Below are 13,931 nucleotides of genomic sequence, written 5' to 3' on the forward strand. Positions count from 1 at the left end.
GGTAAATCCTGGTTTATTTCCCACATAGTATAGTTTTTTCATAATATGAAATAGAAAAACTATTAGTACCGCAAATGGCTATATTTATCAAGAAAGATGCAAACAATACTTTGATTCACGCTTATTTTAGTAAAATTTTTGCAGCAGTTTGTTAGAAAAGAACAGTACAAAAACTAACAAAGCTAACTGTATTTGCCAAGGTGCTAAAATCAAACTGAGAATCAGTGTGACAGCTGTAAACACACCTGCAATATAAGCAACTTCATCATTATGTTTGTTCCAAAAGTAACCAGTAATTAACCCAGTAAATAGTGGAATCAAAAAGAATAATGGCATTTTCCTAAATCCTGAACTAACATTTATAAGCCGGAAGCATGACATTTCCTAGCTATAGAGGTAATAAGAACTGATTATACACTTAAGTAAGTTTTCTTTACAATAGTTTGCTTAAATTTAATATTTAAATCAGTCCATCATATTGTGTGATTTTCTGGTAGATTATGATGTGTATAATACCCTCAGCTGATAAAAAAACTGGAAGATGTAAATTTAATTTTCCACATTATCAAAACAGCATGGGAATCTGGCTGTAAAATGTGCCATTTTTTAAGTAGTATTTTTCACTTCAACATCGAATGTTAAACATTCCTCAGCTACTAGCAACTGAACTAGAACTCAAGCTCCATCAGGTACAGAGCGCATTAGAACTGTTTTCCGAAGGTGCAACAATTCCCTTTATTGCTCGTTATCGTAAAGAACGCACTGAAGAAATGAACGAAGTGCAATTAAGGGACTTATCGGATCGTTACACGTACCTAACAGAATTAGAAGCAAGAAAGCAGGTGATCTTAAATGCGATCGCCGAACAAGGTAAACTTACAGAGGAATTACAAAATAAAATTACCTCTTGTTTACAAAAAACAGAACTTGAGGATCTATACTTACCGTACAAACCTAAGCGTCGCACCCGTGCTACCATTGCGAGGGAAAAAGGACTAGAACCTTTAGCAGCATTGATTAAATCATTAAATGTTAAAAATGGTGCATCTACTGATTTAGAAACAGCAGCAGCAAAATATATTTCTGAGGAAAAAGGTGTAAAAACTCCAGAGGAAGCATTAAAAGGTGCATCAGACATCTTAGCAGAAGAAGTTGCCGAAAAAGCAGAATCACGAGCCTATTTACGGGATTATTTATTAGATAAAGGTTTATTTATTTCCCACATTAAAAATGAACATCCCGAAGGTACAACCAAATTTGAAATGTACCGCAACTATCAAATCAAAGTTAAAAATATTGCCCCCCATAATCTCCTAGCATTATGTCGAGGAGAAGCAGAGAAAATACTAAACTTTGATATTGCCTTTGATGAAGATTTTGTTCTTTCCTATTTAGAATCTCAAGAAATAAAAACCAGAGTTAGAAACATTAGAGACTTCTATCAAGGGATGTTAAAAGATGCCTTTAACCGCTTGATGAAAACATCTTTAATCAGTGAAGTCATTGCCGCTAAAAAAACCTATTCTGATATTGAATCTATCAAAACCTTTGAAACCAACCTCCGGGAATTATTATTATCTGCACCGGCGGGAATGAAACCAACCTTAGCTATAGATCCAGGGTTTAGGACTGGGTGTAAAGTTGCAGTTTTGGATCAAACCGGTCAATTTTTAGAATATCAGGCCGTATTCCCCCACCAAGCGGCAGAACAAAGACGAAAAGCTGGACAAACCATTAAACAACTGATTGAAAAATACAACATTGAATTAATCGCTATTGGTAACGGAACAGCATCCCGTGAAACCGATGAATTTGTGGCAGAAGTATTAACAATCTGTGAACAAAAACCGATTAAAGTCATGGTAAATGAATCTGGAGCTTCTATTTATTCAGCCAGTAAAGTTGCACTGGAGGAATTTCCAGATTTAGATATTACTGTTAGAGGTGCAATTAGTATTGGCAGAAGATTACAAGATCCCTTAGCCGAATTAGTAAAAATTGACCCCAAATCAATTGGTGTGGGACAATATCAACACGATGTTGATCAAAAACTCCTGAAAAAGAAACTGGATGAAACAGTAGAAAGTTGTGTTAACTATGTGGGAGTAGATTTGAATACTGCATCTAAAGAATTGCTGACATTTGTATCTGGAATTACCCCTACAGTTGCTAACAATATTATTGCTTACCGCAACCAAAATGGTGTTTTTAAAAATCGTAAACAACTGTTAAAAGTAGCGAAACTAGGACCAAAAGCCTTTGAACAAGCGGCAGGTTTTTTAAGAATTAGAGATAGTGAAAATCCCCTAGATAATACCGCAGTACATCCAGAAAGTTATCAAGTTTTAGAAACCATAGCTAAAGATTTACAAGTACCCTTAAAACAGGTAACACAAATAGCTGAAAAACTGCAAAAAACCAACCTAAAAAAATACGTTACTGATAGTATTGGTGAACCCACACTGCGGGATATAATTAGTGAGTTAGAAAAACCAGGTAGAGATCCCCGTGCAGAGTTTAAGTATGCGACCTTTAAAGAAGGAATTAAAGAAATTAGTGATTTAAAAGAAGGAATGGAACTAGAAGGAATTGTTACCAATGTGGCTAATTTTGGTGCATTTGTGGATATTGGAGTTCATCAAGATGGCTTAGTTCATATTTCCCAACTTGCGGATAGATTTGTAGATGATCCGAACAAAGTTGTGAAAGTTGGACAAGTAGTAAAAGTCAGGGTTTTAGAAATAAATGAAAAATTAAAACGTATTGGTTTATCAATGAAACTAGTTAAACAATAAAACTCAGTTTTAATTAATTTCCCCGCGCACTAAAATTACTGTACTATCAACACCAGAAGCAATTGTTTCGGGAATATTTCCCTGAATTGCTTGTTGTAATAAACCTTCACGGGAAGCACCTAAAACTACCACATCATAGCGTCTTCTTCTCACTAAATTAATCACACCTTCAGTTACAGACTCAGCTTCTATCGGTGTAGCAACTATTTTAGTTTCTGAGTTGAGATTACGCATTAATTGTTTAGTAGATTCTTGTAAAATTGTCATATCTGGTTGTGATTCTGAAGGTGTAAATACTTGGGTAAGGCGAATTTCGGCGTTATTTCCTAAAGTAATTAAAGCTGGTAATAATTTAATTGCTATGGGTGCATTTGGTCCGCCTCCCATGGGAACTAACCAACGATTAAAATGTAGATGTTCGGAATAATTGCCTAATTTGACAACCACTACATCACAACTTGCTTGACGAATTATAGTATCTACAACTGTGCCAAAAATACGTCCAGGGGTAAAGGTGTTACCTTTCCAACCCATGAAAATTAAATCTATATGTCGTTCTTTGATTGTTTCTAAAACTGCTTCAGCAATATCATGAGCGACTCGGATTTGTGTATGAATAGGAATATGCCATTTTTTAGCTAAAATTTCTGCCTTTCTTAATAAACGCCGACTTTTAGCGGTTCTAACTGTGGTTTCCGATGGGGAACTATGACGAGATACTAAGATAATTTGCAGACATTCTAATTCATAATGGCGATCGCGGGCAATTGTAGCCGCCATTTTTAAAATAGTTTCTGCGGTTTCTGGGTTAGCCAATGTGACTAATAATCTCCCTCTACCAATACTCGGTGATCGGGTTTGGTAAACTACATAGGAAGGTTCTGGTTGGGGACCAGAAATACTATTTTTACAATTGAGATGATCTGCTTCTGCTCTAATAATATCTGCACGGGTAATAATGCCAATTAATTTTTGTTTTTCTACTACTGGTAAACGACTAATTTGATAGCGATCCAGTAAATAAAGTACATCTCCTAATGTCTGTTTAGGCTTAATTGTGACTGGTTTAGGTGTCATTATTTCCCCCACTAAACCATGATTAGATGGATAACGATTTTGTAAATCTGATTGAGTGATAATCCCCACTAATTTATTTTTTTCTACTACTGGAAAACCACGATGATGAGAACTAGAAAATGCTTGAATAGATTCTTCAATAGACATTTCTATATCTAAAGTTTCTACCCGTCGCTGCATGACATCCTGGGCGGTTAACTGGGTTAATATGCCTTCAATGGGAGCATCTTTTTGTAATTTAATTCCATTGAGGAGTAAAAGTTTGTCATAGAGTGAACCAGGGACAATTTGATCAGCTACTAAATAAGAGGTGACAGAAACAATCATTAAAGGTAATACTAAATTAAAATCTGTCGTCATTTCAAAAACTATAACAATAGCTGTAATGGGAACTTTAGAAACAGCACTAAAAAATCCTCCCATTCCTGCTAAAGCATAGGTGTTAATAGATCCCAAACCCCATAATTGAAATTCACAAACGCCGACAATATGACCCAAGCAAGAACCTAAAATTAAACTAGGTGCAAATAAACCCCCTGGTGCGCCAGAACCAAAGGCGACTAAAGTTAAAATAAACTGAGTAATAAAGGTAATTCCTGCTAATAATAAATTAGGTTCACTGGCAATCATATATTCTCGTAAACCAGCATTATCACGATAATATTCTGGTAGTAATGCCACAATTAAACCTGAAATTAAACCAGCTAAGGCTACTCGCAGGGGTAAACTAATATGTAATCGCCGATAAGTTTTAATGCTGAAAATTAAGCCGTGATGAAATACTGCACTTAACAAGCCAATGAGTACACCTAATAGTAAAAAAATCGGAATTTCTAGTAAAGAAAACTGACTAGAATAATTCATTAATTCTAAGTTCAGTTGTAAACTGCCACCACCTAACCAGCGGGAAATTACCCCACCAATAAAACAGGCAATTATTGCCGTACCTAAAGTTATACCTGATAAATCTTTGAGTAGTTCTTCAATGATAAATAATACGCCGGCCAGGGGGGCGTTAAAAGCAGCGGATAAACCTGCACCAGCACCAGCGGCAATCATTTGGCGACGATGTTCTGGGGATGTGGGGACTAAATCACTCATTCCCGCTGCTAAACCTGCACCGACTTGCACTGTTGGCCCTTGTCTTCCCAAGGTTAAACCAGCACCTAAAGTCATCATGGCACTCAGTAGTTTTACTGCTGCTACTCGCCAAGATAAATTAACAGGAAAGTTGGCTAAGGTGGCTTTGACTTGGGGAATACCGCTACCTGATGCTTCTGCTGCTAACCGCTGTACTAATAACCCGGCTAAAAACCCAAAACACATTCCTATGGCTGGTAAAACTAACCATGCTGGTAAAAGATAGGTTGTGTGGACTCGCCATGTGCCTAACCATCCTGATCCTTGTTTAAGTAATACTGCTGATAAAGCGGCAACAATACCAATAATGGCAGCTTCAGCGTTAGCATAGCCCGTGGAAGATATCGCTAAATTGTGTCTGGGCTTCCATAAGTTGCGAAACTTGCTGATCAGCTGTTGGGGAAGCAGCATATTTATATGAGTTTAAACTTCAAAATTCAAGCTGAGTGTATCTATTAATCATGATTTTCTATAATTACTCCTTAGTCAAATTACATTTTTTTAACTCTGAGATGATCAACCGTAACTATTAACTACTTTTCCCTGTGGTGAAGAGTCCTTCTAGTATCAATGATGGGGTGTAACAAGATCCATTCCATTCTGGATCGCCACCTATTTTCACTATTTGTTTGAGGGTGGTGTAAACGTTACCTGCCACCATTGTATCTTTGACTCTACCAATAATTTTTCCGTTTTTGACCCAGTAACCTAAGTCTACATTGATGGAGAAATCACCGGAAATTCCTCCTCCTCCTCCTAACATTTGGTCAACAATTAAACCTTCATCCATGGTTTGAATTAGTTCTTGCAAGGATGCAGTACCGGGTTGAATGAGGAAGTTAAATAGGCCGGGAGTGGGATAACTACCCAAGCCAGGGCGAAAACCGTTACCTGTACTACCTATTCCTAATTGTCTGCCAGTGGTGTGATCGCTGTAAAAATTCCGTAAAATACCGTTTTCGATGAATACTAAGGATTTGGTGGGGTTGCCTTCATCGTCAAAGGGACAACTATAGGGTCCTGCTTCGGGATTTTGGTAGAGGGTAAGGGTGGGACTGACAATGGCTTTACCTATTCTTTCTGCCCAAGGGGAAGCCCTTTCTAAAACTTGTTTACCATTTAATGCAGCTTGTACTGTTCCCCACAGCATATCCGCAGCTTTGGAGGTAAATAATATGGGGAATTTCCCGCTGGGGGTGGAAATGTTTTCTTTAGCCCAGTTTAGTCTTTGTAGGATTTGGTGTGCTAATTTTTCTGGGTTAAGTTCTCCTCGTTGGGTTTGTCCATCAGCGACACTGAGGAAATCGTCACCTCTCACCCATTCTGCTGCCATATAGCAACTGAGAGTAGTGTCGGTGTAGTAGCAATCTAAACCTTGGCTATTGACTAACCTGGTATTTTCCACATCGCATTCCCAGTCACTGGTACAGAGAACATCAGGATATACTTCCCGAATCAGGGCGATCGCCTGTTTAGACCAATCTATTAAGGTTTGCACTGACACATCTTTCCCCAAGTCGGGATAATTGGGCTTGGAGTTAGTGACTAATTCTACAGGTTCTCGTTCATTGAGTTGACTTAAAGCTAATGCTCTTTCTACCATCCCTTGAGGATCTACAGAACCATAGGCTACTGTGAGTCCTGGGCAACCCTTTCGCCACAGTCGCAGTGCAGTACCTTCAGATTGACTGGTTTCTATTTGTTTTAGGCGGTTGGCCTCAAAAAACACAGGTCGAGAAAGCGATCGCGACTGATACACTTCCGCAGACTCTGCGCCAGATTTCAAAGCAATTTCTAGCAGCTGTTCCGCTAGTGTATCTTGTGACAAATTTGCAGAACCCATTTCCCTTATTGAATTGTGGACGTTAGATGGTCAACCTTAGATAGACCTGGCCATTATCTCATTAGTCAGTTGCCAGTGATCAGGAGTTTTAGGAGATGGGGAGTCAGGGGAAGCAGAGGGAGATGGGGAGGTTTATTAACCAATCACCAATCACCTTTTAAACATTCACCTCTTGTAACAGCCAAAAACCCTCAAAAGACTGTGCTGCGGGGTCAGACTGTACACCAATAAAATGCACTCCATTGGCGTTTTGCTTAGTTTGTTCAAAACCTTCGGCTTCTTTGAGGAGTTGGGGAGTTCTGATATTAGCCACAACCCAGCTTTCTGTTGCGCCGGTTTCTAAAATCAGTCTATTTTCTGGTTTTGTCTCATATCTCAAGTAGGCCATCTCTAAACCAGACATCCAACCAGCAATAGGTAAAGCCCTGGGGGAGAAAATTAAAATTCCGGGAATACGAGTTTCTGGTGATAATTGCGCTAATTCTAAGGGAAAAGCCTCACCAAAGCCAATTTCCCACTCTGGCATATCTGCAAAATCACTAGCTTCTAAAGTTACAAATGCCCATTGTTTACCTTCTAAGGCATCTGGTAAACGTTGGGGTAAAGGTCTTTCTAACCGTACAGATGGGTTTGTTTTCCCCTGATATCCTGGTTCTTGGGGATAAACTTCCTCCATCCGCTGTTTTATCCATTGGCTGAGAAATAAAGTCCGACGACTAGGTAAGGCTGGAATACCCGCATCTTGACAGGCTTTAGTAATCATATTATTCATTTGCCGCCGGAAAAAGCGAACTTTTATAGGAGCTTCACCTGCTTTATCAATTGCTTCCTGTAATGCCGTCCTTAACCAAACTGAGTTTACCTGGGTACTAGGGCAATATTGAGCATAGCGAAACAGGGAATCAGTTTTAGCGCGGACATCCGATGGACTTTCGCAAATTAAAACTTCCCAAACTTTTTTTTGGTTTTCGTCCAAAATTGGACGGGAGTAAAAATCGAGTTCCCAAATATTGCCCATGTTATGCGGTGAAATCTAGCAAGTTTATATTTTCTTATATTTTCAGTCTAACATTTTTACCAGCATGGAAAATATCAACTTGACACCCTTTACTGCTACTATTCCTAATACCAATTCTGTATGAAGATGCGCTAAATTGGGAAAAGGAGTATTTGGTATAACAGATACTAATTAAATTTTCCTAAAAAAGCATTTTTTAGAACCAGTAAATAGGTTAAGTTTAATAAACCAATTACCAATTATTACCAATTACCAATTATCCACTTCCACAAAGGATGACTAGAACCTTGTTGACGTATCCGAAAAACCTGTTTTTCTAAACGTTGTTTTTCTGGTTGTGGTAAACCGATCAAAATATTGCGACTTTGCCAAACTAACACAGAAACTGTCATGCCAATACAAAAGGCTAAACCCACAGCAGCAAAAGGATGAAAAGCCAGCGCGTATCGCACCGCTACCCAAGTAAAATATTGTTTCCACAATAAAAACTCGTTACGTAAGTCCCACAAACTCACAGGAACAATTATTACCCACAAACAGCCAACAAATAACCATCTACCATATACCGTTAGCTGGTGTAAACGCTGTACTTGTTCAACAAAAATAGTATCAGAAGTATCAACATCAAAGTCATTAATTGCTGGTTCTTCCTGTGAGTCCATAGGTTATTCTAGGCAGACGTAGGGTTAAGCTAACTATCCTCAGAACCGATAGCTGTATCAATTGTTTCTATTGTATCTTTTTCAGTGCGTTCTCGCCACCAAGACAGTAAGGTACTAGCAATGAAGATACTAGAATAAGCACCGGCGATAAAACCAATAATTAAAGCCAGGGAAAAGAACCGTAATGTTTCCCCACCAAACAGGAAAATAGCCAATAATGACAGCAGTGTTGTTAAAGTAGTATTGATTGACCTAGACAAAGTTTGATTAACAGCATCATCAACAATCTCTGCGATTGGTGTTTGAGGATGGGTTTTTATATTTTCCCGAATCCGGTCATAGATTACCACCGTATCATTAACCGAGAAACCTGTAATAGTCAGCAGTGCCACAATAAACAGACTATCTACTTCTATCCCTGCAACCAAACCCAAAATTGAGAATATCCCCACAGTCACGAAGATATCATGAAACAAAGCCACCAAGGCAAAAACTGCATAGTCTAGCTGGAAGCGGACGCTTAGGTAAAGAGTAATACCAATAAAAGCAACTACTAAAGCTAAAACCCCGGATCTAAACAGTTCTTTTCCTAGTGTTGGGCCGACGGAGTCAATTTGATTTTTTTGCGGATCAAAAGCACCGACTTTTTCAATTAAAGCTGTTTGTAACTGGGTGCGTTCCTCAGTGGTCAGGTCTTTGGTGCGGATGGTAATACCATTATTTTCTCGGTTATCCTCCGAGATTAACTGAATACTACTGTCGGCGAATCCTTGTTCTTTGGCAACTTCTCGGACAACATTAATATCTATGGGTTGGTCACAGTTACCAGGCTGATTACAATCCCTAACTAACTGCAATCTTGTGCCACCGATAAAATCTAAACCAGGACGCAGAGGTGCTTTAATGTTGGGATTTTGCCAAGATATCACCATTGAGATGATGCCACTGAGAATAATAACAGCGGAAATACCCCACCAGAGTGATCTTTTTTGATTTATATGTAACGTCATTTTGCCACCTCTGCTTTATTTACTACTTGCAGATTCGGACAGTACAGGTTTGTTTTTCGCCAAGCAGGATTGGAAATAGCTATAAACATCAAGGTTCGACTACAGGTAATAGCAGTAAACATACTTACGCCAACTCCCAAAGCCAAGGTCAGGGCAAAACCTTTAACTAAGCCAGAACCTAACCAAAATAGGGCTGCACAAGAAATCCAGGTAGTAACATTACTATCTAAAATACTGGAAAATGCCCGGTAAAAACCAGATTCTACGGAACGATATAAAGACTTACCTGATCGTAATTCTTCTCTGGTGCGTTCAAAAATTAATACATTTGCATCTACCGCCATCCCAATACTAAGAATAAAACCAGCTATTCCCGGTAAGGTTAAGGTAACACCTAACAAAGCAAAGGTAGCCCAAGTGAAAAGAGAGTAAACAACGAGGGATACATCAGCAATAGCTCCCGGTAGTCTGTAGTATGCAACCATAAAAATTAATACTAAAATCAGACCACCAATAGCCGCGTAAATACTGCTTTTAATGCTATCTTTACCCAATGTCGCACCTACGGTTCTGCGCTCAACTATTTCTACTGGTACGGGTAACGCGCCACCTCTTAACTGTACACCTAAATCATTGGCTTCTTCTACTGTAAAGCTACCTTGAATTACTGCTCTTCCGCCAGTAATACCTGTGGCGGCAAATTCTACGGGAACTCCAGGGGAACTAATTAATTCATTATCCAAGAAAATACCAATGGTGCGCCCTGTTCCAGCGAGGTTTTTAGTCAGGTTAGCAAACAGTTCTCCACCTTTGGCATCAAACCGTAAAGCTACATCCCAGTTAGTACCTTGGGTTGACTCTCCTTGAGCATCTTGGAGATATTTACCTGTTAATGGTGGATCGGTACTTTCAAATAATTCGGCAAGTGCTTCATTATTGTTTTTTAATCCTGCCCGATTTTTCTCAATCGCCTCTTGATCATTGCTTTTTCTTAACTCTTTTTGCTTGTCTTTTAGTTCAATTTGTGACGCTCTCAACGCCAATAATTGGGTATCTGTATCTGGTTTTTGGGCTTTAAATTCTAACTGTGCTGTACCACCTAATACCCTTTCTGCCTGTTCTGGGTCATTGACTCCAGGTAATTGGACTAAGATTTTATCAGTACCAACAGTTTGAATAACTGGTTCAGAAACACCAAGACCGTTAACACGACCTTCAATAACTTTCTGTACAGCTTCTAACTCTCTTTCGGTGATTTCCTGAATGTCTTCAGTGGTTTTCACCTGAATTGTAAGCTGTGATCCTCCCCGTAAGTCTAGTCCTAAAGGCACGGGAATGGTGTATATCACCGTAATTGCGGCGATTACCAATACTATAATTAACGCCAATAGCGATCGCTGTTTTTGCATACTTTCACTCACAACTGACAAAGGTTATAATAGCTTTCTTTTTGTCAGGTGTGAGAGGTTATTTCAGAGGGGGAGTGGGTGAGGGGGTGAGGAGGAGAAAAATTTGTTCCATGTCACCTGTCACCAATCACCAATCACCTAAACTCGCGCAGCTACCATCTTCTGGACAGCTTCGACAATTTGCTCTGGTTGGACAATGGTCAACCGTTCTAAATTACCGTTGTAAGGTGTGGGAATATCTTGGGAAGATAACCGCAGTACAGGCGCGTCTAACTCATCAAATAATCTATCATTGATGGAAGCGGTTAACTCTGCACCTATCCCTCCAGTTCTCATACATTCTTCGACCACAATGACACGGTGGGTTTTGCGAATGGAAGCACCGATAGTATCAAAATCTAGAGGTTTGAGGGAGATTAGATCAATAACTTCTGGATCATATCCTTGTTTTTCCAAGGTTTTCACCGCTTGCAGGACATGATACCGCATTCGTGAATAGGTCAAGATTGTCACGTCTTTTCCAGAACGTACTACTTCCGCCTTATCTAGTGGTAGTACATATTCTTCTTCTGGTAGATTTTCTTTTAAGTTGTAAAGTAAAACGTGTTCAAAGAACAAGACTGGGTTATCATCGCGGATGGCGGCTTTCAGTAACCCTTTAGCGTTATATGGTGTGGAACAAGCGACGATTTTTAATCCTGGAACTGCTTGAAAATATGCTTCTAGTCGTTGAGAGTGTTCTGCACCTAGTTGTTTTCCCACACCCCCAGGGCCACGAATTACCATCGGGATTTTAAAGTTACCACCAGATGTGTAGCGTAACATACCCGCATTGTTAGAAATTTGGTTAAATGCTAGGAGCAAAAAGCCCATATTCATCCCTTCGATGATAGGTCTTAATCCTGTCATTGCTGCTCCTACAGCCAAGCCTGTAAAGCTATTTTCGGCAATGGGTGTGTCTAGAACTCGCAGATCACCATACTTGTTGCACAGGTCTTTAGTTACTTTATAAGAACCGCCGTAGTGTCCTACGTCTTCGCCTAAGATAAATACGCTAGAGTCGCGGGACATTTCTTCATCAATTGCTTCCCGGAGAGCGTTGAAAAATAGTGTTTCTGCCATTTAGACCTTTATCACAGTTTATAGTTATCAAATTTTATCTTGCCTCCGTCCCCAATAACGTCAGCGATCGCACTCTTATTGAGGATGGGTAATTGGTAATGGGTAAACTACTCTCACCAGTCACCAGTTCCCTATTCCTGAACTATCTCATACAAATCTTCTATCATAACATCAAATAGGCGTGCCAATTTATGAAGAGATGTCACATCCACTGAGGCCAAGCCTGGGGACTTAGCATAATTTTTGAGCGTGGTGTATGCAATTCCTGAACGATCAGAAACTTCTTTTAACGTCCAACTCTTCTGAGCCGCAAATTCTTTAATCCGCAACCTCACCAAACCCATATTTGACAAAAGCCTAATAATAGTCTTAAATACTTATAGCATAAAAAGCGACCGCCCCTAGTCTACCAAACGAAAGAGCGATCGGCAAGCTAAAATAGAATTCCAATCTTCTAGCATTTGTCACCTAAAAATTAGGTTCATCTTACCAAAAGACAGAAATCTTTAATCATGATCACAATTGAAGCAACAAACTCCAACTACGTCAACCCATTATTTCGCTTTGTCACCCCAGAAGCAGTAGCTTTACTATTAAAAATACCTGTTGAGCAAATCAAAAAAATCCGTTGTTGGCCGCACGTCATCCTAGTAATTTCTGAACATCTAGTCAGATTTGTCAGTTATGCGGACTTACCACCAATTCTAGATGCAGAACCACCCACAGATAAGGATACTCTGACTTGGCGCAAACGCTGGCGTAAACTCAAAACCTATAAAGCACCAACTTTTTGGCAAGATTTTTATACTCAAAAGTACAAACAAGCTACAAATAAAGGTACATTATTAGGCTGGCAAGAAATAGTAAATAAAATCAAGTTTGCCTTCTCAAATAAATCAATACAAGCGCTAAATAGTGTTTTTCAAGAAACTTATAATCATCATTTATTTTATCAACACTCCCTGAGTTGAAATCTAACCATTTAGCTAATTTTTCCTTATTGTCCTAAATAAGCTTCTAAAACTTGGGTATTGGTTTGAATTTCTGTGGGAGTACCAACGGCTAAATTTTGTCCTTCTGCTAGTACCCATACGCGATCGCACAAAGACATAATTACATCCATATTGTGTTCAATAATGAGAAAAGTTAACCCGTCTTCTCTGTTCCATTTGAGAATGCGATCGCAAATATCATCAATTAATCGCGGATTGACACCCGCAGCAGGTTCATCTAATAAGATTAACTTAGGATTAGTCATTAAAGCCCTACCCATTTCTAACAGTTTACGCTGTCCACCAGATAAACCACCGGCATAATCATTTGCTTTTGTTTCTAATCCTACAGATTCTAACAAAAACATCGCTCTTTCTTTCAGTTCTCTTTCTTCTCTGGCAACAATATGATGCTGAAATTGAACTTGCCAAAAATTCTCCCCGGTTTGTTTTTGTGCTGCTAACAGCATATTTTCTAAAACCGATAAACGCGATAGAGTTTTTGCTACTTGAAAAGTACGAATTAAACCTTGTTGGGCAATTTGAAATGGTTGTAAATTGTGGATAGGTTCACCATCAAAAATTACCTTTCCTTGATCTGGACGAATAAAATTAGAAAGTAAATTAAATAAAGTCGTTTTCCCAGCACCGTTGGGACCAATTAAACCAGTAATACTACTTTTATTAACTTCTATTTTTGCATCTTTAACGGCTTGGATCCCACCAAAAGTTTTATTTAGTCCGGTAGCAGCTAATAGGGGTAGTTGAGGAGATTCAATATTATTTACCATGATGATTTTTAGTTTTATTTTAACCTTCAGTTGTCAGGACATGAGGGAGGAGTGGGTAAAGGGGTGAGTGGG

The 13,931-nt window shown here is 39.0% G+C and carries 12 protein-coding genes; 2 read left to right on the plus strand and 10 right to left on the minus strand.

The features are described from left to right. Positions 1-126: 126 nt before the first annotated feature. Positions 127-336: a hypothetical protein gene (locus WJM97_RS10660; RefSeq protein ID WP_353933001.1), complete on the minus strand. Its 210-nt coding sequence runs from the start codon at positions 334-336 to the stop codon at positions 127-129. 299 nt (positions 337-635) lie between these two features. On the opposite strand from WJM97_RS10660, the gene WJM97_RS10665 reads away from it, so the two are divergent. Continuing rightward, positions 636-2,795, plus strand: coding sequence for a Tex family protein (locus WJM97_RS10665; RefSeq protein ID WP_353933002.1), 2,160 nt, complete (start codon positions 636-638; stop codon positions 2,793-2,795). Between the two features lie 9 nt (positions 2,796-2,804). On the opposite strand, the gene WJM97_RS10670 is transcribed toward WJM97_RS10665, so the two are convergent. The 8 genes from WJM97_RS10670 to WJM97_RS10705 all read right to left on the minus strand — a co-directional run bounded on the left by WJM97_RS10670 (position 2,805) and on the right by WJM97_RS10705 (position 12,420). After that, positions 2,805-5,423, minus strand: coding sequence for a chloride channel protein (locus WJM97_RS10670; protein WP_353933003.1), 2,619 nt, complete (start codon positions 5,421-5,423; stop codon positions 2,805-2,807). Between the two features lie 118 nt (positions 5,424-5,541). Further along, positions 5,542-6,855: a TldD/PmbA family protein gene (locus tag WJM97_RS10675; RefSeq protein WP_353933004.1), complete on the minus strand. Its 1,314-nt coding sequence runs from the start codon at positions 6,853-6,855 to the stop codon at positions 5,542-5,544. Positions 6,856-7,012: 157 nt separating this feature from the next. Next, positions 7,013-7,873: a Tab2/Atab2 family RNA-binding protein gene (locus WJM97_RS10680; RefSeq protein WP_353933005.1), complete on the minus strand. Its 861-nt coding sequence runs from the start codon at positions 7,871-7,873 to the stop codon at positions 7,013-7,015. A gap of 242 nt (positions 7,874-8,115) precedes the next feature. Beyond that, positions 8,116-8,535 carry a hypothetical protein gene (locus WJM97_RS10685; protein ID WP_353933006.1) on the minus strand — a complete coding sequence of 140 codons (420 nt, stop codon included), beginning with the start codon at positions 8,533-8,535 and terminating at the stop codon, positions 8,116-8,118. Between the two features lie 29 nt (positions 8,536-8,564). After that, complete coding sequence (secF, locus tag WJM97_RS10690) at positions 8,565-9,545, minus strand: protein translocase subunit SecF (RefSeq protein ID WP_353933007.1); 981 nt, start codon at positions 9,543-9,545, stop codon at positions 8,565-8,567. Beyond that, on the minus strand, positions 9,542-10,954 hold the full coding sequence (gene secD / locus WJM97_RS10695) for a protein translocase subunit SecD (RefSeq protein WP_353933145.1): 1,413 nt from the start codon (positions 10,952-10,954) through the stop codon (positions 9,542-9,544). Before secD ends, secF begins: the two co-directional genes overlap by 4 nt. A 138-nt stretch (positions 10,955-11,092) precedes the next feature. Beyond that, positions 11,093-12,076 carry an alpha-ketoacid dehydrogenase subunit beta gene (locus WJM97_RS10700; protein WP_353933008.1) on the minus strand — a complete coding sequence of 328 codons (984 nt, stop codon included), beginning with the start codon at positions 12,074-12,076 and terminating at the stop codon, positions 11,093-11,095. 131 nt (positions 12,077-12,207) lie between these two features. Beyond that, entirely contained in the window at positions 12,208-12,420 is a 213-nt protein-coding gene (locus tag WJM97_RS10705; RefSeq protein ID WP_353933146.1) for a helix-turn-helix transcriptional regulator, read from the minus strand. A 168-nt stretch (positions 12,421-12,588) separates the two neighbouring features. Here WJM97_RS10705 and WJM97_RS10710 point away from each other — a divergent pair, with 168 nt between their 5' ends. Continuing rightward, entirely contained in the window at positions 12,589-13,047 is a 459-nt protein-coding gene (locus WJM97_RS10710; protein ID WP_353933009.1) for a hypothetical protein, read from the plus strand. 26 nt (positions 13,048-13,073) lie between these two features. Here WJM97_RS10710 and WJM97_RS10715 read toward each other — a convergent pair whose 3' ends face one another. After that, a complete protein-coding gene (locus tag WJM97_RS10715; protein ID WP_353933010.1) occupies positions 13,074-13,859 on the minus strand; it encodes an ABC transporter ATP-binding protein in 786 nt (261 codons plus the stop codon). Positions 13,860-13,931 lie beyond the last annotated feature (72 nt).

The sequence above is a fragment of the Okeanomitos corallinicola TIOX110 genome, assembly GCF_038050375.1.
Classification (GTDB): domain Bacteria; phylum Cyanobacteriota; class Cyanobacteriia; order Cyanobacteriales; family Nostocaceae; genus Okeanomitos; species Okeanomitos corallinicola.